Origin of the sequence: Leuconostoc garlicum (assembly GCF_001998805.1) — a bacterium.
Lineage (GTDB): Bacteria > Bacillota > Bacilli > Lactobacillales > Lactobacillaceae > Leuconostoc > Leuconostoc lactis.
Map to the genome: position 1 here is coordinate 520554 of NZ_CP016329.1, position 16823 is coordinate 537376.

The following is a 16823-nucleotide window of genomic DNA, read 5'->3' on the forward strand; positions in this document are numbered from 1 at the left end:
AAATGAGGTGATGTGGATACTATAACGAACAAATGTACGAGTTATCCACAAACAAACAATGTTGTACACATGTAAAAGTGTGTAAGGACAATATTTGAGGTTTGTTATAAACATTATCCACAATTTTGCAACCACAACCTGTGGATATGTGGATAACTTGTGAACACCCCTGTGATTAATGTTTTCAGAAACGTTGATCCTGCACAGGCTGGTAACTTGTTTTGGACAACTTTGTGAATTCTAAAGAAAAGTTTAAGGCCTTCAAAAAAACGCCTGTTTTTACCTAGGATGTTTGCTATAATTAAGCGTATGATCGTACTTTTTAACAAACCCTATAATGTGTTGACGAAGTTCACAGATGCTGATGGTCGGCCAACGCTGGCAGATTATATTGATATCCCACGTGTTTATGCGGCTGGTCGCTTGGATATGGATAGTGAAGGCTTGTTGCTGTTAACCGACAGTGGCAAGTTGAACCATGCTTTGACTGATCCGGAGAATAAGGCGTATAAAACATATGTGGTGCAAGTTGAGGGCGTGCCAACCAAGGCGCAATTAAAACAACTCGAAAATGGGGTTGAATTAAAGGATGGTTGGACACTACCGGCAAAAGTCAAGCGCATCCCGTATCCAAAATGGCTATGGCCACGAGAGAATCCGATTCGAGTGCGTAAAAACCAACCCACAAGTTTTATTCAACTTAAGATTAAGGAAGGCCGTAATCGGCAAGTGCGTCGGATGACTGCTGCGGTAGGGCTGCCAACTTTGCGTTTGATTCGGACGCACATTGGGGACTATCATTTGGCGGATTTAAAGCCAGGTGAATATCGCGTGATTAAATGAAGCAGCGCGTATTTTATCGTACAAAGTGCGGTGTAACCGTGATAATATTGAAGAGATAAACAAAAACAGATGAGGTGAGACCATGGGACGTAAGTGGGAAAACATTAAGATGAAAAAGGCGCAGACCGATGGGGCTGCCGCCAAAGTCAACAGTAAGTATGGGATCGAAATCTACGCGGCTGCCAAGCAAGGCAACAGTGTTGATCCAGAAGCAAACTCAACGTTAAAGTTCGTCATTGAACGTGCCAAGCAAGCACAAGTGCCAAAGCATGTGATCGAACGTGCGTTAGAAAAGGCCAAGGGTTCAGGGGATGAAACCTTTATCGAAGGGCGCTATGAAGGCTTTGGGCCAAATGGGTCATTATTGATTGTTGATACGTTGACATCTAACGTTAACCGCACAGCCACGAATGTTCGCACAGCCTTTAACAAGAACGGTGGGACTTACGGTGCCGCTGGTTCTGTCAGCTACTTATTTGATGAAACTGGCGTTGTTGTCTTTGAAGGTGATGATGCGGATGCCGTATTGGAAACGTTGTTAGAAGCCGAAGTTGATGTCCGTGATGCGGAACAACAAGACGATCAAGTGGTTGTTTATACCGAACCAGCTGATTTGCATAAGGCAATTGAGGCCCTTCGTCAAAACGGTGTGTCAGAATTTTCAACGACAGAAATTACGATGCTACCACAAGCCGAAGTCACGCTTGAAGGCGAAGACTTGGCAACATTTGAAAAGCTCGTGGATGCCCTTGAAGCTGATGATGATGTCCAAAAGGTACATCATAACGTTGCGCTTTAAGCAGGGGATGAAAAAGCCATCAGTCGATGGCTTTTTTTGTTGTTCAAAATGCTGAGATAGCGTACAATGGTCATATTGGATTGAGTCACACATGAATCAGCGATTGATTTACACGGATACGCTTGCTTATAGATGTGATCCATGATATGATTAAAATCGAATTGCAAAGTTTTTGCAGGTAAAAATCGCGAATGGAGGTGAACACACATGAAGCGTACATACCAACCAAAGAAGCGCCATCGTGAACGCGTACACGGATTCCGTAAGCGTATGAGCACGAGCAACGGTCGTAAAGTTTTGGCTCGCCGTCGTGCAAAGGGCCGCAAGGTTCTATCAGCCTAACAAGGTCGCTGCTATGCAGTGGCTTTTTTATTTTTTTAAAAGCGTGAGGACTGCTAGGGTAGGCCGGCATCGCGATGCGGCCAAAACCGCGTACATATCCCTCAAGAGAGACTAAATCTAATGAGAAAAACTTTCCGAATAAAAAAACCGGCTGAATTTCAAATCGTTTTTAATAAGCATCAGTCTGTCGCAAATAAATATTTTATTCTTTACCAGCTCCAAAAGCCTGAGCAAAAGCATTTTCGTTTGGGTTTGTCAGTGAGTAAGAAGGTTGGGAAGGCGCATGATCGTGTTTGGGTCAAGCGGCGCATTAGACAAAGTATTTTAGAACTGAAACCACAATTACCGCAAGAGTTGGACTTATTAATTATTGCGCGCCCAACTGTTGCCAAAAAAAGCCAAAAATTCATCAAAGAACAAATCACACATGTGCTAAAATTAGCTAATATTTTGAAAGTAGAAGACCGATGAAACGTTTTGAAAATATTCTAAAAAAGATTGGCCCGTTACCCCTTATCCTAGCAGCCGTGGCGTTAGTGATTATTGTTATTGCCAGTGCCTCTTTTCACGGGCATGTTGCTTCTAATGGGCTGTGGGGTGCAATTGTTGCGGCCTTTACATCAGCTATTTTGGGGTCAGCCGCTTGGTTTGGCAACAACTACGGCATGGGGATCATTATTTTCACCATTTTGATTCGTTTCTTGATTTTGCCATTGATGGTTTATCAAGTTCATTCAATGATGAAAATGCAAGGGGTACAACCAGCATTGAAAGCGTTGCAAGCAAAGTATCCAGGTAAGGATACTGAAAGCCGTCAATTAATGATGGCAGAGCAACAAGCTTTGTATAAAGAAGCTGGGGTTAACCCATTTGCGTCATTGCTACCATTAATTGTACAAATGCCAGTTTTGATTGCTTTGTACCAAGCCATTTACACATCACCTGTGTTGAAGTCAGGTAAGTTCTTGTGGTTGCAATTGGGTAGTCATGATCCTTACTATGTTTTGCCAATCTTAGCGGCAGTCTTTACGTTTGCCTCATCATGGTTGTCAATGCAGTCAACACCAGAACAAAACGGGATGACAAAGGCGATGCCTTATATTTTTCCCGTGGTGATCTTCTTTTCAGCCATTGCGGTACCAAGTGCTTTGTCACTTTACTGGGTTGTAGGTAACGTCTTCCAGACAATTCAAACATTCTTCTTGCAAAATCCGTTTAAGATTCGTCGTGAACGTGAATTGCTCAAGCAAAAAGAACGTGAATTGCAACGTAAAATTAAAAAAGCAAAGCGCGGTACGCGCCGATAAACAATGCTTACAGCAGAACGACTTTCTACTAGAAAGTCGTTCTTTTTTGTGTCGTTAGAGACGGTTACAGTCACACAGAAAAACTGTTATAATAAATGCTGTTATGCGCTAATGATTATTATCGTAATGGTTAGTCGTTGAATTTTAATGAAAGTAGTCAAACATTGAATGGCACAAGATGCAACAACTTCTCCAGATCACACGGTACACTTACGGCCAATGCGACCACAAGATGTGCCTAGTGTGGCCAAGATTTATCTCGCTAGCCGGCAGGCCTATTTTCCATGGGTAAAAAAGCCACAGTATGCGGATTTTGAGCGGGTGAGTGTGGGTGAATTGGTGCAAGTCGCTGTTGTGGCTGATGAAATTGTCGGCTTTGCAGCCTTATCTGAATGGGATAGTTTTTTGCATTTACTTTTTGTGAAAATTGGTTGGCAGCAACAAGGCGTGGGCAAAGCCTTACTGGATTGGGCGCGGCAGCAAGTGCAAAGGCCACTCGAACTGAAAGTTGTGCAGGCTAATGTGGCAGCACAACGCTTTTATGAACGTGAAGGTTTTCGTATCATCGCCCGCGATAATCTTGCGCAACCAAGCAATGTGACGTATAGAGATGATCGAAACAGTTAAAAAATTTAGCCGCTTTACGTGGCATCATATATCGAATTTAACCCCTGAAGATACCAAGACCCTAGTCGCAGATCACGACTTAACCCATGAAATGATTGGGTATGCTGTGGATCATAATGAAGCTGTTCGGATGGAATATGACGCCGCGGCTGAAGAAGCATTAATGGTGATTGACGTGATTTCGTATCATGATGATGTGGTGGAAACGCGGCCCATTGGGATCTTATTTGCCCATGGTGATTTATATACCTTTTCGCACACGGTGACTGATTATGTGCAAGCGGTCCTGTTAGCGCCGGAAAATCGTCAAGGACGAGTTGCTGACACGGATATTACGGCCATTGATTTTGTGATGACGGGCTTATATACACTGATGATGCGCTATGTCGAACAAATTACTGAAATTAATCGCAAGCGGCGGGTAATTCAATCACAATTTGGGCATCAAAAACGCACAACAAAGCAAATGAATGACTTGTTGCGTTTGCAGACTCAGATGATTTATATCTAAAACTCACTGGCTAATAATCATGTGATGTTAGATACCTTTAAGCTCGACTTTGAAGATAGGTTATCTAATTTTGAAATTGAGCATATTGACGATGTCCGCGTCGAAATTAGTCAAGCGGAGCACATGGCTGATTTGGCGGTAGCAGTGATTGCATCGGTCGTTGACGCCTATGGTAACTTGAGTAGTCGTGATTTGGATTGGACCATGAAGCTCCTCACGGTCTATTCAATTGTTTTGACGGTACCAACGATTGTGAGTGGTTTTTATGGTGAAAATGTCAAATGGTTACCGTTTGCCGATATGCAAAATAGTTGGTGGATTTCCATTTTGATTACATTGGTGTTAATGGGACTTGTGAGTCTGTTGTTAGCATTGAACGGCTTTTTCAGAAAATAAGGATAACGCATGAAACAGTTAGAAGAACGGATTAAACAAGAAGGTCGTGTACTTGGCGATGATATTTTGAAGGTCGATGCTTTTTTGAACCATCAAATTGACCCTGAATTGATGCAAGCGATTGGGGCAGCTTTTGCGCAACATTTTCAAAATGACCAGGTTGATAAAATTTTGACGGTGGAGTCATCAGGCATTGCACCGGCTGTCTTTACCGGTTTGGCCTTACACGTGCCGGTGGTTTTTGCGCGCAAAAATAAGTCGTTGACATTACCCGACGGGGTTTGGACAGCTGACGTTTATTCGTATACGAAGCAGACAACTAATCACGTGATGATTGATCAGCGTTTTCTTGGTGCCGGAGAACGTGTGTTGATTATTGATGATTTCTTGGCGAATGGGCAAGCCGTGGCTGGGTTACTTGATATTGTTGATCAAGCACAAGCAGTTGCAGTAGGTGCTGGGATTGTGATTGAAAAATCATTCCAAAAGGGTCGGCAATTGTTAGATGACCGTGGTTTGCCGGTAGTCAGTTTAGCGCGGATCAAAGCCTTTCGAGATGGGCAAGTTGAATTCGAGTCATAAACATGTTTCACGTGAAACACAAAAAGCGCAGCGGTTAACCGCTGCGCTTTTTGTGAATAAAGAAGAGGGGATGTGTCTATGCGGCCGCATGATTAAAATTTACGGAGTAAGGCATAAATGTTTTGGTCAAGTGTTGCGGCTGAAATAGCTAGGTCTTGTGTTACAAAGTCCATCACCAAGCCCATGATGCCGGATACAATAAAATTGATTTCAATCGTATCGGGGCTATTGTTGGGTAAAGTAGCTTCGAGCGCACAAGCTTTTTGAATAAAGGCAACTTTCACTTGCTGGAAAACAGCGGCGCCAATGGTTGGCTGACGTAACAAAACAGCCACTGTGTCTTGGTGACTGCCAATGTAGGCCACAAGCTGATGACTTAATGCTTTGAGGATCGCATGGTTTTCTGTTGTTGTCGGGTAATTTTGACTGAAAATTTGGGTGATATCGCTGATTAAACTCGCTACAAGATGATCATGGAGATCATACATATCGCGGTAATAGCGATAAAAAGTACCACGATTAATATTGGCAGTATCGGCTAATTGCGCCACGGTGATTTTATCAAGGGGCTGTTGGGCTAATAACTGAATAAAGACCTGTTTAATTTGCGCTTGCGTTTTGATTTGTCTGCGATCCATGACCTGTTGTTCCTCAATTGGCTGAGATGTGTGCGATAAGCGACACATCAACGAGATGTGTTTATTGTAACATGCCATTCGGCGCGATAGACTGGGGATAAGCTAAGTTTTCAAACCACGGTTAAAGGAGCAAGCCATGCATTTTAGATTAGCAGTTGTGCCAGAAATTAATTATTTATCGACGTTAGTTGCCGACGCCTTTAAGCATTATGCGTTATACCAACAAACGATTGGACAAACTTTTACAAAAAAGGCAGACTATCAGCGCTTTATTCATCAATTACACGCGGTACATGTTGCCGTCAACGTTCACCTTAAAAAAGCGTTTGTTGTTGAAGAGCAGCAACAAATTGTGTCGGTGGTCATTTTAGATTCGCCGCAATTACCCACCGCCAGTATTTGGCAGTATTTGAAATATGGCGGTTTAAAATTATTGCCGTATGTCTTGACCCATCAATTGGGCCGATTTTTACAGATGTTAGATGATGCCGAAAAAGTCCCACAACAAGATCAGCAGGTCAATTGGCATGTTAATTTATTAGCAGTCAATCCAGCACACCAAGGTCAGCAAATTGGATCAAAAACATTAACCCAATTTGTTTTACCATATGTTAAAAAGCACGGTGGCCAACAGGTATCATTAATTACCAATACGGCACGTAACGTGGCATTTTATCAGAAAAATGCTTTTCAAGTGATTGGTGAGCGCTTGCTCGCCTTTCAAACAACCCAAGTTAAGTCTTGGGCGTTGGTCCGACAAGTTTAAACGACTTAACAAAACAGACACGTCGCTATTTTGCAACGTGTCTGTTTTGTTAATGTCTCGGGTTAATTGGTATAATAGGAACAATGATAAATTTCTTATGACGGCCGATAGGTTGATGAGACACGTCGTACTGGCCATGAGAAAGGAGAGCCCCGTGACAATACATATTATTCCGGATTGGCAAGATTACGCCAGACGTTTACCTGAATTCAATGATAGTGTGCATCAAGCACAACTTTTTCTGTCGCAAGGTCAAGCAGTCGAGTTGATTGTGATTGATTTTTTACCACATTTAAACCAGATTTTATTGCACACGGCATTGACTGAAACCAAAGTTTGGGCGGTGCATGATGTGTTGCAGCGGGTAAGACTTACTGCTGATCGCCCAGTGGCGGTCACTGATTTTACCTGGCCAGCGCAGGCACAATTTATTTATTTGCCGGATCGCATTTTAGTGCAAGTTGATGATCAACTTTATGCAACGGTGTGGTTAGATCAAGCATGGCGTACGCGCATTGTGGCGATTGATTTGTGGACCGACGATAAACGCACCCAACAATTGCTGATTGATTACCGTGGTTTTGTCTCACGGGTAACGACATTTAATGCGCAAGGTGACAAAATACGTCAAGATTACTTAACGCCTAGTGGTGCAGTTGCCGTACAAGAAGATTGTGTCTCTGGGGCGGTGACCACGCAGCAAGACTGGACTGCGCAAACACAATTTAAAAATATGGCAGAACTCGTGGTGGCGGCATTAGCACATCATTTAGATAACGTCCCCGCGGAAGAAAACTTGATTATCGCCCAGAGTCAACGGTCAATGTTTTTAATTAGTCAAATCTCACCCAAGCAGCCGGTGATATTGAGTTATCAAGCACAACGAACGAATCCGCAGTTAGCGCAAGCTTTGTTATTACAAATCACTGGTATCGTGTCACACGCCGTGACGGATACCCAAGCCCAATATGATAAGATTGTGGCCCAATTGGCGAATCCAGAGCAATTGGCAATTATTCCACCATTTCCTGTGCAAACAGCGGAACTGCCCAACCTACAATTGCCAATTGCAATTATCTATTGGGTGGCCGAAGATTTAAATCAGGCCGATTTTGAAGCAGTTCGTATCGCCATGACGCGACAACCAGAGGCCATTGTTTTCATTGAAACGGCGCAACCGCATACCGAATTTGATGCGTTAATTAAAATTGCGAGTCAAACCGCAACGAATGCGCATGGCTTAGTCGATGAAGCCAGTCAAGCGGCTTATCAAGGCCGTTTCCAGTTTATACCACCACAAGATGAAACACAGCGTTTGCAATATATGTCTAACACACGGGTTTTGCTTGATCTTGGTGAAACGCCCGACCAATTTATGCAAACGGCCGCCCTCGCTTATGCCGTACCGCAAATTAACCGCACGGTTACCGAGTATGTTTTACCAGAAAAAAATGGACAAATTGTGACAGATCAGGCGGAATTAGTAGCGGCATTACAAGGCTACTTAACAGCGTCACAACGCGATCAGGTTGTGAAAGAAACGGCTCGAGAATTAGGGCAAACAATGAGTGATGAGTATCTATGGATTAAGTGGCAACAAGTCTTTAATAAAATCAAGCAGCAGCGTCAGTCATCATGATGACACTGTGGCATCGTGCAAGGTAGGATAAATGGCAGAAATTTCAGTACTTCAAATTGGTGCCGAGGATTGGACACCACAAATTAAAACAGCCAAAATTGATTGGCAATATACCACAATTTTAGATTTACCCACCCGACTGGCCTTGCAAAAGGATCCGTATGTTTTAGAACAAACCTATGTTGTGCTAACCGATGAGACGCTTGACAGTACGTTGTTATCAAGTCAGATCAGTGACTGGCCAGCGCGACGCGTTTTATATTTTGCACAACAGATCACCCCAGAATTTCAAGCGATCTTAGACGAACGTCAGGCTTTTCGTATTGCCGAAAAAACACCTCAGGCAGTCGCTGAACGGATTTTAAGCGATTTTCAATTTGAACAAATCGGGTTTTCAACCCGTTTTAGTGAAACACAGTTTATCCCAATGCCACCAGAAACAACGCACTTTGAACGGCAAGGCCGGTTTTCAGCGCGTTTTAGTGGTGATTTTGGGGATGCGTGGCAACAAATTGGGGCGTTAAAAACATTTGCCGCCGATTTTGCAGCGACGACAGAGAACGTGGTGTGGTTAGATTATGAACAAAGTGGCACGGCGGAAGTTCAGTTGCAGTTTATTTTCTTTCGTGATGGGCATATTCAATTACGCCAGACCGTTACTGGGGACCAATTACGTCAATTAACGACGGTTGGTGGTTTGCAGGACTACGATAATTATCAAATTATTGTTTTAGCACGGGGACACGGTGTTTTGGATTTGCATGTGCTACACCAACGGCGATCACGCCACGGCGTAGGGGTGTTGATGCCAGGGGATGATTGGCAATTAACGGCTGAAAACGAGGAAATTTTAAGTTATTTCGACCCAGGTGACCGTCAGGCACCATTAATTGTGAATTTTTCTGGTATTCGCTTGCATGTGGATGGCTTTGAAATGCGCGGGCCACTGCGTGAACTTGGGACGCCGTATTTGCTCTTTACGGATACGCGGATGCAAGGTGGTGCGTTTGATATTGGGACCGAATTATATGAAAAAACTGTGATTGAAACGATTAAACGGGCAATGGCGACGTTGAATTTAAAGCCAGAAGACGTTATTTTAACGGGTTATTCAATGGGAAGCTTCCCAGCGATGTATTACGCGGCTGATATTAAGCCGCGTGCCGTCGTGATTGCCAAACCCATTATTAATCTGGGGACATTTACGGCTAATCCTGATTTCCCTCACGGCTATAATCAAGATTGGACGTTGGATGTCCGGCGTTATTTAGCTGGTCGCATGGCACCGGAAGATACAGAACCGTTGAATCAGATTTTTTGGGAACATATTCAAAATGTCGATTGGTCAAAAATTGCGGTAGATTTGTTAACCATGACAGATGATGAATATGACGGACAGAGTTTGCCGGAATTGTTGGCTTTCTTTCAGTCACGCGATACACCATTAACACACGAACAAGAGATTGGGACACATACGGCTAAAATCCCCGAAATGGTTCAATTTATGACGGCAGCGCTAGCCAAGTGGCGTGATATCATCCGACAGGAGGCACAATAAGACTTATGCAATATCAAATTTATTGGACGCCACAAACGCACTTGTTAGAATTACAAGGAGCAACCGTTGATTTTCGCGCTTTGGACACTGTGTTTTATGAACACTACTTCTTGCCAAGTGGGCAAGCCGTTGTGACCTGGCATTCAAAACAAACCTATGATAAGCAGCAACAATTAGCTGACTTGCCACAACTGGTGCCCGGTGAAACGTATACGATAACACGCCACATTGAAAATAGTGAGCGAATGTTTGCCTATTTAGTCGTCACTTTTTATGATCAACAACACCAAGTGTTATTGCACAATAGCCAAAACCAAGATGAAATCACTGTGACGGTGCCAGAGAACTATGATTTTTACACGATTGGGTTGCATGCTGCTGGAGCTGGGCATTTCACTTTTCATGATATTTTGATTCGCCCAAAGACAAATGGCATCTTACGTGACAGTGATACGGAGATTGCCCCACGTTTTTATAGCGATGTGCAAATTCCAAAAGTTGTCACGTCTAAAACGCTACGGGTTGTTTTTTCAGAGCCTGAACGTGGTGTGACGGATTACATGTCGCGTTGGATTAAAACAACGCAGCAAGCAGTTCAATACATTGCCAGCAGTTTGCCGCAAGCAGCGTTTTATCGGCAACATGAAGCAGCGATAATTGCGAATGTGAAAGCGACCCGTCGCAAAGTCCGCGCCCGTCACATTGAGTTTGTCGGCTATGGACCAATTTCAAGTTATGCAGCACTCTACTATCAAAGTCAGATTAAAGGCAGTGCGGCAGTTATTAGTGACGATGTCAATTTGGCACCGACGCCAGCACTTAAGATTGCGCGGACGGTCACGCGGGTAAGTTATTTAGGACATCCCATTGCGCCCAATTTGGATACGCCGGTGTTATTACCGCATCCAGCATATGAACGGTTAGATGCGTTGCACTATGACACGCCAACCCCAGAAGAGGTGCGCCGTCAAGCAGTATATGATGCGGCACATCCTAAGAAACGTGGTTTGACGCAATTTTTTACCAAAAATAAAAAATAACACGCCAAATTGCTTGGCGTGTTAAATCGTGCGTGTTTTGGTTGTCAGGGTAACGGTGCTCGTACTTGTGAGCGTGTTTGTCTGGGCTTCATGAATGGTAACCTGCCAAACTTGTAAGCGGTGCCCAACGCTAATCGGCGTAGCGGTGGCCACCAGGGTGCCTTGAGAGACAGGGGCGAGGTGATGGGTATTGAGGGCCACACCAACAGCGACTTGCCCTTCAGGGAGCGTGGCATTGGCCCCTAGTGAAGCGGCGGTTTCAGCCAAAAGGGCATTCACGCCACCGTGCACAAGGCCGTAAGGTTGCATCAGTTGTTTTGTCACGTCGACGGTGACGATTGTTTTTTCTGCCGATAATAATGTGGTTTTTAAACCTAAAAGTTCTATAATGTTCATAGGACTAAAATCCCCTTTCTGAATGGAGTATAACATATGACAACTTGGCACGCCGTAAAAGCGTACAACGAAATTTTATTTGAAACGAATGCTGACGGGAAAAATCCTGGGCAGGTTGCAAAAATCACGATGAACGATGTTAGCACACATAATGCCTTTACCCCTGGCATGGTGGCTGAAATGATCGATGCTTTCACGATTGCGCGTGACGATGCCCGCATCGGGGTGATTATCCTGACTGGTGCAGGGGATGAAGCCTTTTCTTCTGGTGGGAACCAGAAGGTACGTGGTAATGGTGGTTATGTTGGTGGCGACGGCATTCCACGTTTGAATGTCTTAGATTTGCAACGCTTAATGCGGATTATTCCAAAGCCAATCATTGCTATGGTTAAAGGCTGGTCAGTTGGTGGCGGGAACGTTTTGCAACTAGTGGCCGATTTAACCGTGGCGGCTGACAACGCTAAGTTTGGCCAAACTGGCCCAATGGTTGGGTCTTTTGATGCGGGTTATGGCTCAGGCTATCTTGCCCGTGTCATTGGCCACAAGCGCGCCAAGGAAGTCTGGTTCTTAAATCATTTCTATACAGCGCAAGAAGCTTATGACATGAATTGGATTAATAAAGTGGTGCCACTTGCTGAAGTTGAAGACGCCACAATGGCCTGGGCTGACGAACTGCTCACTAAATCGCCAACTGCTTTGCGCTTTATTAAAGCGGCCATGAACGCGGATACTGACGGTTTGGCTGGCTTACAACAATTTGCTGGTGATGCCACACTGCTGTATTATACGTCTGACGAAGCCAAAGAAGGCCGTGATGCCTTTAAAGAAAAGCGGACACCAAACTTTGATCAATATCCAAAGTTTCCATAAATCATAATGGCGAACCCAGCTGGTTTGCCTGTTACGAAAAAACACCACATGAAGTTGTGGTGTTTTTTTGCGCGTTAAGATTGTTAAAAAAGCTGGCAACCGTGTATTTTGATTGTTAAATATGAGTTTTAAATGAAAAATATTTGACAAAAAATCTCATATAATGCACAATAACAGATAAGAGGATCAATCATGACGTTAAAAATTGCTATTGCCCAAATGGACATTGCTTTAGGACAACCGGAGATAAATCAAGTGACGGTGGCGCAGTATGCCCAACGGGCCGCTGCTGCTGGCGTTGATGTCCTTGTTTACCCAGAAATGTGGCAGACAGGGTATGCATTAGATCAGTTGCCAACATTAGCAGATCGTGGCGGTGCGAGTACGCAGCAATTATTAGCACAGCTCGCTAAAAAATATCACTTGAATATTGTGGGCGGCTCGGTTGCCACACAACAAGGGGAACAATTTTATAACACGATGTATGTGGTGGACCAAATGGGCCAGCTTGTCAGTACCTATCATAAGGCGCATCTTTTTGGGTTAATGGCTGAGGAACAATATATTGCTGCGGGTGATCACAAAAATACCTTTGAATTAGCGGGTGTGTCCGCTGCTGGGGTAATTTGTTATGATATTCGGTTTCCAGAATGGCTACGGGCCATGATGGCCGAGGGACCACAACAAATTCTCTATGTCGCAGCCGAGTGGCCAATTCAACGCATTGACCAGTGGCAGATTTTATTGCAAGCGCGTGCCATTGAAAATCAAACCTTTGTGGTTGCTGCTAATCGGGTTGGGCGTGACGCAGACAATCAATTTGGTGGTCGATCGTTGGTGATTGATCCACTGGGTCAAATTGTGGCACAAGCGCGTGATACGGATGAAGCCCTACTTGTTGTGACAATTGATATAGCCGACGAAAAGACAGTACGTGGCCAGATTCCGGTGTTTCATGATCGGCGCCCTGAATTGTATTATTAGGAGAGATTATGCATTTTCAACAATCAGATTTACTTAAAACACTGCCAAAACAGTTTTTCGCCTCATTGGTGAGTCGAGTAAACGCTAAAATTGCAGCTGGTGCTGACGTGATTAATCTCGGGCAAGGGAACCCAGATTTACCTACGCCAGATTACATCGTCCAGGCGATGCAACAGGCAACAGCCGTGGCAGCTGACCATCAATATTCTGCATTTCGTGGTGAGATGCGGTTTAAAACAGCTATTGCGCAATTTTATTTTGATACTTATGGCGTGGTTTTGGATCCCGCAACAGAAGTTGCCGTGTTAGCAGGGAGCAAAATTGGTTTAGTTGAATTGCCATTGGCTCTAATGAATCCAGGCGAAACCTTGTTGTTACCAAATCCTGGTTATCCTGATTATTGGTCGGGGGCAGCGTTAGGTCGTGTCGCGGTTGAACAAGTTGAATTAAAAAGAGAGAATGATTTCTTAATTGACTACGATGACATTCCGACTGATGTCGCACAACGCGCAAAGTTTCTTTATATGAACTATCCGAATAATCCAACGGGGGCTGTAGCAACGGCAGACTTTTATGAGCAAACAGTCGCCTTTGCAAAGCAAAACCAGGTTGGGATTATATCGGACTTTGCTTATGGGGCTATTGGGTTTGATGGGCATCAACCACGATCCTTTATGCAAACACCGGGCGCAAAGACTGTTGGTATTGAAACCTATACCTTTTCAAAAACATTTAATATGGCTGGGTGGCGTGTCGGTTTTGCGGTTGGGAATGCTGACATGATTGACGCTATTAATGTCTTGCAAGATCATTTGTTTGTCTCGCTATTTCCGGCTGTTCAAGATGCAGCGATTGCGGCATTAGCACACTATCATGATCAAAATAGTGCGGTTGCCAATTTGGTACAAGTCTATCAACAACGGCGTGATGCTTTTATCCAAGCTGTTCGCACCTATAATTGGGAACCGTATGTCCCTAAGGGGGCGTTTTATGTCCTAATGCCAGTACCAGCGGGTTATACATCTGCAAGCTTTGCTGATTTACTCTTGGAAGAAGCCAATGTGGCAGTGGCTGATGCGTCGGGGTTCGGGGATGCAGGAGCGGGGTACGTGAGAGTCAGCCTGACGACTGATACAGTACGGTTAGTTGAAGCCGCACGTCGCATTGGCGAATTATCAGTATTTAAAACGCACTAAACGGTAGTATTACAGGCCAATCCGGACACGGATTGGCCTGTAATTTTAAAATCGTGAAAAAAGGGGTTGACGCAGGGAGATAAAGGCGGTATATTAGTATATGTTCTAACGGCGGCGGACAAGCAAGCGGTTACAGTGAGAAATTTCTGAAATAAAATTTCGAAAGAAGTAGTTGACAAGCGAGACGCAACGTAGTAGAATAATAAAGTTGTCTTAGCGGTGCGAAAGCGCAGCGGGGATGATTACAAAAAAACATTTTGAAAAAAGGTGTTGACAAGTAATCAACCACGTGATAAGATAGTATAGTTGTCTCAGCGACAACAAGTAGCACATTGAAAACTGAACAAAACTTTGAACAAACGAATCTGTTACTAGTTATTAGCAGTAATAACTAAAACAAATTTGCGAAGTCAATTCGTAACAAACAATAAACGGATAGTCGTTATAGAGATATAGCAATTAGTCAGTTTAATCGAAGAGTACATCTTCAAACGATGAATTTAATTCATTTAAATTGAGAGTTTGATCCTGGCTCAGGATGAACGCTGGCGGCGTGCCTAATACATGCAAGTCGAACGCGCAGCGAAAGGTGCTTGCACCTTTCAAGCGAGTGGCGAACGGGTGAGTAACACGTGGATAACCTGCCTCAAGGCTGGGGATAACATTTGGAAACAGATGCTAATACCGAATAAAACTTAGTATCGCATGATACAAAGTTGAAAGGCGCTACGGCGTCACCTAGAGATGGGTCCGCGGTGCATTAGTTAGTTGGTGGGGTAAAGGCCTACCAAGACAATGATGCATAGCCGAGTTGAGAGACTGATCGGCCACATTGGGACTGAGACACGGCCCAAACTCCTACGGGAGGCTGCAGTAGGGAATCTTCCACAATGGGCGAAAGCCTGATGGAGCAACGCCGCGTGTGTGATGAAGGCCTTAGGGTCGTAAAGCACTGTTGTATGGGAAGAAATGCTAGAATAGGGAATGATTCTAGTTCGACGGTACCATACCAGAAAGGGACGGCTAAATACGTGCCAGCAGCCGCGGTAATACGTATGTCCCGAGCGTTATCCGGATTTATTGGGCGTAAAGCGAGCGCAGACGGTTGATTAAGTCTGATGTGAAAGCCCGGAGCTCAACTCCGGAATGGCATTGGAAACTGGTTAACTTGAGTGTTGTAGAGGTAAGTGGAACTCCATGTGTAGCGGTGGAATGCGTAGATATATGGAAGAACACCAGTGGCGAAGGCGGCTTACTGGACAACAACTGACGTTGAGGCTCGAAAGTGTGGGTAGCAAACAGGATTAGATACCCTGGTAGTCCACACCGTAAACGATGAATACTAGGTGTTAGGAGGTTTCCGCCTCTTAGTGCCGAAGCTAACGCATTAAGTATTCCGCCTGGGGAGTACGACCGCAAGGTTGAAACTCAAAGGAATTGACGGGGACCCGCACAAGCGGTGGAGCATGTGGTTTAATTCGAAGCAACGCGAAGAACCTTACCAGGTCTTGACATCCTTTGAAGCTTCTAGAGATAGAAGTGTTCTCTTCGGAGACAAAGTGACAGGTGGTGCATGGTCGTCGTCAGCTCGTGTCGTGAGATGTTGGGTTAAGTCCCGCAACGAGCGCAACCCTTATTGTTAGTTGCCAGCATTCAGTTGGGCACTCTAGCGAGACTGCCGGTGACAAACCGGAGGAAGGCGGGGACGACGTCAGATCATCATGCCCCTTATGACCTGGGCTACACACGTGCTACAATGGCGTATACAACGAGTTGCCAACCCGCGAGGGTGAGCTAATCTCTTAAAGTACGTCTCAGTTCGGACTGCAGTCTGCAACTCGACTGCACGAAGTCGGAATCGCTAGTAATCGCGGATCAGCACGCCGCGGTGAATACGTTCCCGGGTCTTGTACACACCGCCCGTCACACCATGGGAGTTTGTAATGCCCAAAGCCGGTGGCCTAACCTTATGGAGGGAGCCGTCTAAGGCAGGACAGATGACTAGGGTGAAGTCGTAACAAGGTAGCCGTAGGAGAACCTGCGGCTGGATCACCTCCTTTCTAAGGATAATCGGAAAGTGACAGTACATTAGATTGTAAATTTGGGAGTTCAAAGTTTTGTTTAGTTTTGAGTGTGGTACTGTAATAGGTATCATGGTCAAAAATGATCCTATGGGGAATTAGCTCAGCTGGGAGAGCACCTGCTTTGCAAGCAGGGGGTCAGCGGTTCGATCCCGCTATTCTCCATAGACAACTGAAAGGTTGTCGGGGTTGTACATTGAAAACTGAATAGTAACAAATTCTTTTAAATAATTGAAAAATTAATTAAA

General features: G+C 44.6%; 16 protein-coding genes, 1 tRNA gene, 1 rRNA gene and 1 pseudogene. 17 read left to right on the forward strand and 2 right to left on the reverse strand.

Translation table 11 applies throughout. The annotated features are described in order from the left end of the window. Positions 1 to 309 precede the first annotated feature (309 nt). From A9176_RS02560 to A9176_RS02595, 8 genes and pseudogenes are all read left to right on the forward strand, one after another. Positions 310 to 843, forward strand: coding sequence for an rRNA large subunit pseudouridine synthase E (locus A9176_RS02560; protein WP_077282063.1), 534 nt, complete (start codon positions 310 to 312; stop codon positions 841 to 843). 82 nt (positions 844 to 925) lie between these two features. After that, positions 926 to 1642, forward strand: a complete 717-nt coding sequence (locus tag A9176_RS02565; protein ID WP_010004821.1) for a YebC/PmpR family DNA-binding transcriptional regulator — start codon at positions 926 to 928, stop codon at positions 1640 to 1642. Positions 1643 to 1849: 207 nt separating this feature from the next. Beyond that, positions 1850 to 1984, forward strand: coding sequence for a 50S ribosomal protein L34 (rpmH, locus tag A9176_RS02570; RefSeq protein ID WP_002816117.1), 135 nt, complete (start codon positions 1850 to 1852; stop codon positions 1982 to 1984). A gap of 120 nt (positions 1985 to 2104) precedes the next feature. Next, the gene (gene rnpA, locus A9176_RS02575; protein WP_077282064.1) at positions 2105 to 2455 is read left to right on the forward strand and encodes a ribonuclease P protein component; all 351 of its coding nucleotides are present in this window, start codon (positions 2105 to 2107) and stop codon (positions 2453 to 2455) included. Further along, positions 2452 to 3291, forward strand: a complete 840-nt coding sequence (locus A9176_RS02580; protein ID WP_010000016.1) for a YidC/Oxa1 family membrane protein insertase — start codon at positions 2452 to 2454, stop codon at positions 3289 to 3291. The genes rnpA and A9176_RS02580 overlap by 4 nt, the downstream gene beginning before the upstream one ends. Positions 3292 to 3459: 168 nt before the next feature. Continuing rightward, positions 3460 to 3918 (forward strand): GNAT family N-acetyltransferase, encoded by a 459-nt coding sequence (locus tag A9176_RS02585; protein WP_068851283.1) that lies wholly within the window; start codon positions 3460 to 3462, stop codon positions 3916 to 3918. Next, positions 3902 to 4825: pseudogene (locus tag A9176_RS02590) on the forward strand (magnesium transporter CorA family protein). The gene A9176_RS02585 and the pseudogene A9176_RS02590 overlap by 17 nt, the downstream one beginning before the upstream one ends. Before the next feature lie 9 nt (positions 4826 to 4834). Beyond that, complete coding sequence (locus A9176_RS02595; RefSeq protein WP_077282065.1) at positions 4835 to 5407, forward strand: xanthine phosphoribosyltransferase; 573 nt, start codon at positions 4835 to 4837, stop codon at positions 5405 to 5407. A gap of 92 nt (positions 5408 to 5499) precedes the next feature. On the opposite strand, the gene A9176_RS02600 is transcribed toward A9176_RS02595, so the two are convergent. After that, on the reverse strand, positions 5500 to 6045 hold the full coding sequence (locus A9176_RS02600) for a TetR/AcrR family transcriptional regulator (RefSeq protein ID WP_077282066.1): 546 nt from the start codon (positions 6043 to 6045) through the stop codon (positions 5500 to 5502). A gap of 136 nt (positions 6046 to 6181) precedes the next feature. On the opposite strand from A9176_RS02600, the gene A9176_RS02605 reads away from it, so the two are divergent. From A9176_RS02605 to asp3, 4 genes are all read left to right on the forward strand, one after another. After that, entirely contained in the window at positions 6182 to 6811 is a 630-nt protein-coding gene (locus A9176_RS02605; protein WP_077282067.1) for a GNAT family N-acetyltransferase, read from the forward strand. A gap of 154 nt (positions 6812 to 6965) precedes the next feature. Then, positions 6966 to 8450, forward strand: a complete 1485-nt coding sequence (gene asp1, locus A9176_RS02610) for an accessory Sec system protein Asp1 (RefSeq protein WP_077282068.1) — start codon at positions 6966 to 6968, stop codon at positions 8448 to 8450. 31 nt (positions 8451 to 8481) lie between these two features. Further along, a complete protein-coding gene (asp2, locus tag A9176_RS02615; protein WP_077282069.1) occupies positions 8482 to 10008 on the forward strand; it encodes an accessory Sec system protein Asp2 in 1527 nt (508 codons plus the stop codon). A gap of 5 nt (positions 10009 to 10013) precedes the next feature. Next, positions 10014 to 11048, forward strand: coding sequence for an accessory Sec system protein Asp3 (gene asp3, locus A9176_RS02620; protein ID WP_077282070.1), 1035 nt, complete (start codon positions 10014 to 10016; stop codon positions 11046 to 11048). 21 nt (positions 11049 to 11069) lie between these two features. Here asp3 and A9176_RS02625 read toward each other — a convergent pair whose 3' ends face one another. After that, positions 11070 to 11444 carry a PaaI family thioesterase gene (locus A9176_RS02625; protein WP_048699954.1) on the reverse strand — a complete coding sequence of 125 codons (375 nt, stop codon included), beginning with the start codon at positions 11442 to 11444 and terminating at the stop codon, positions 11070 to 11072. Positions 11445 to 11480: 36 nt separating this feature from the next. On the opposite strand from A9176_RS02625, the gene menB reads away from it, so the two are divergent. The 5 genes from menB to A9176_RS02650 all read left to right on the forward strand — a co-directional run bounded on the left by menB (position 11481) and on the right by A9176_RS02650 (position 16740). Then, on the forward strand, positions 11481 to 12314 hold the full coding sequence (gene menB, locus A9176_RS02630; protein ID WP_010002553.1) for a 1,4-dihydroxy-2-naphthoyl-CoA synthase: 834 nt from the start codon (positions 11481 to 11483) through the stop codon (positions 12312 to 12314). A 192-nt stretch (positions 12315 to 12506) separates the two neighbouring features. Continuing rightward, complete coding sequence (locus tag A9176_RS02635; protein ID WP_077282071.1) at positions 12507 to 13298, forward strand: carbon-nitrogen family hydrolase; 792 nt, start codon at positions 12507 to 12509, stop codon at positions 13296 to 13298. A gap of 8 nt (positions 13299 to 13306) precedes the next feature. Beyond that, positions 13307 to 14494 (forward strand): pyridoxal phosphate-dependent aminotransferase, encoded by a 1188-nt coding sequence (locus tag A9176_RS02640; protein ID WP_077282072.1) that lies wholly within the window; start codon positions 13307 to 13309, stop codon positions 14492 to 14494. A 510-nt stretch (positions 14495 to 15004) separates the two neighbouring features. After that, positions 15005 to 16554: ribosomal RNA gene (locus A9176_RS02645) — 16S ribosomal RNA — on the forward strand. Positions 16555 to 16667: 113 nt separating this feature from the next. Further along, a tRNA-Ala gene (locus A9176_RS02650) sits at positions 16668 to 16740 on the forward strand. Positions 16741 to 16823 lie beyond the last annotated feature (83 nt).

Coding starts and splice junctions, on each gene's coding strand:
- rpmH (WP_002816117.1), top strand. CDS start 1,850: ATGAAGCGTACATACCAACCAAAGAAGCGCCATCGTGAACGCGTACAC.
- A9176_RS02565 (WP_010004821.1), top strand. CDS start 926: ATGGGACGTAAGTGGGAAAACATTAAGATGAAAAAGGCGCAGACCGAT.
- asp2 (WP_077282069.1), top strand. CDS start 8,482: ATGGCAGAAATTTCAGTACTTCAAATTGGTGCCGAGGATTGGACACCA.
- A9176_RS02635 (WP_077282071.1), top strand. CDS start 12,507: ATGACGTTAAAAATTGCTATTGCCCAAATGGACATTGCTTTAGGACAA.
- A9176_RS02640 (WP_077282072.1), top strand. CDS start 13,307: ATGCATTTTCAACAATCAGATTTACTTAAAACACTGCCAAAACAGTTT.
- asp3 (WP_077282070.1), top strand. CDS start 10,014: ATGCAATATCAAATTTATTGGACGCCACAAACGCACTTGTTAGAATTA.
- A9176_RS02560 (WP_077282063.1), top strand. CDS start 310: ATGATCGTACTTTTTAACAAACCCTATAATGTGTTGACGAAGTTCACA.
- menB (WP_010002553.1), top strand. CDS start 11,481: ATGACAACTTGGCACGCCGTAAAAGCGTACAACGAAATTTTATTTGAA.
- A9176_RS02625 (WP_048699954.1), bottom strand. CDS start 11,444: ATGAACATTATAGAACTTTTAGGTTTAAAAACCACATTATTATCGGCA.
- A9176_RS02580 (WP_010000016.1), top strand. CDS start 2,452: ATGAAACGTTTTGAAAATATTCTAAAAAAGATTGGCCCGTTACCCCTT.
- A9176_RS02585 (WP_068851283.1), top strand. CDS start 3,460: ATGGCACAAGATGCAACAACTTCTCCAGATCACACGGTACACTTACGG.
- A9176_RS02595 (WP_077282065.1), top strand. CDS start 4,835: ATGAAACAGTTAGAAGAACGGATTAAACAAGAAGGTCGTGTACTTGGC.
- A9176_RS02600 (WP_077282066.1), bottom strand. CDS start 6,045: ATGGATCGCAGACAAATCAAAACGCAAGCGCAAATTAAACAGGTCTTT.
- rnpA (WP_077282064.1), top strand. CDS start 2,105: ATGAGAAAAACTTTCCGAATAAAAAAACCGGCTGAATTTCAAATCGTT.
- A9176_RS02605 (WP_077282067.1), top strand. CDS start 6,182: ATGCATTTTAGATTAGCAGTTGTGCCAGAAATTAATTATTTATCGACG.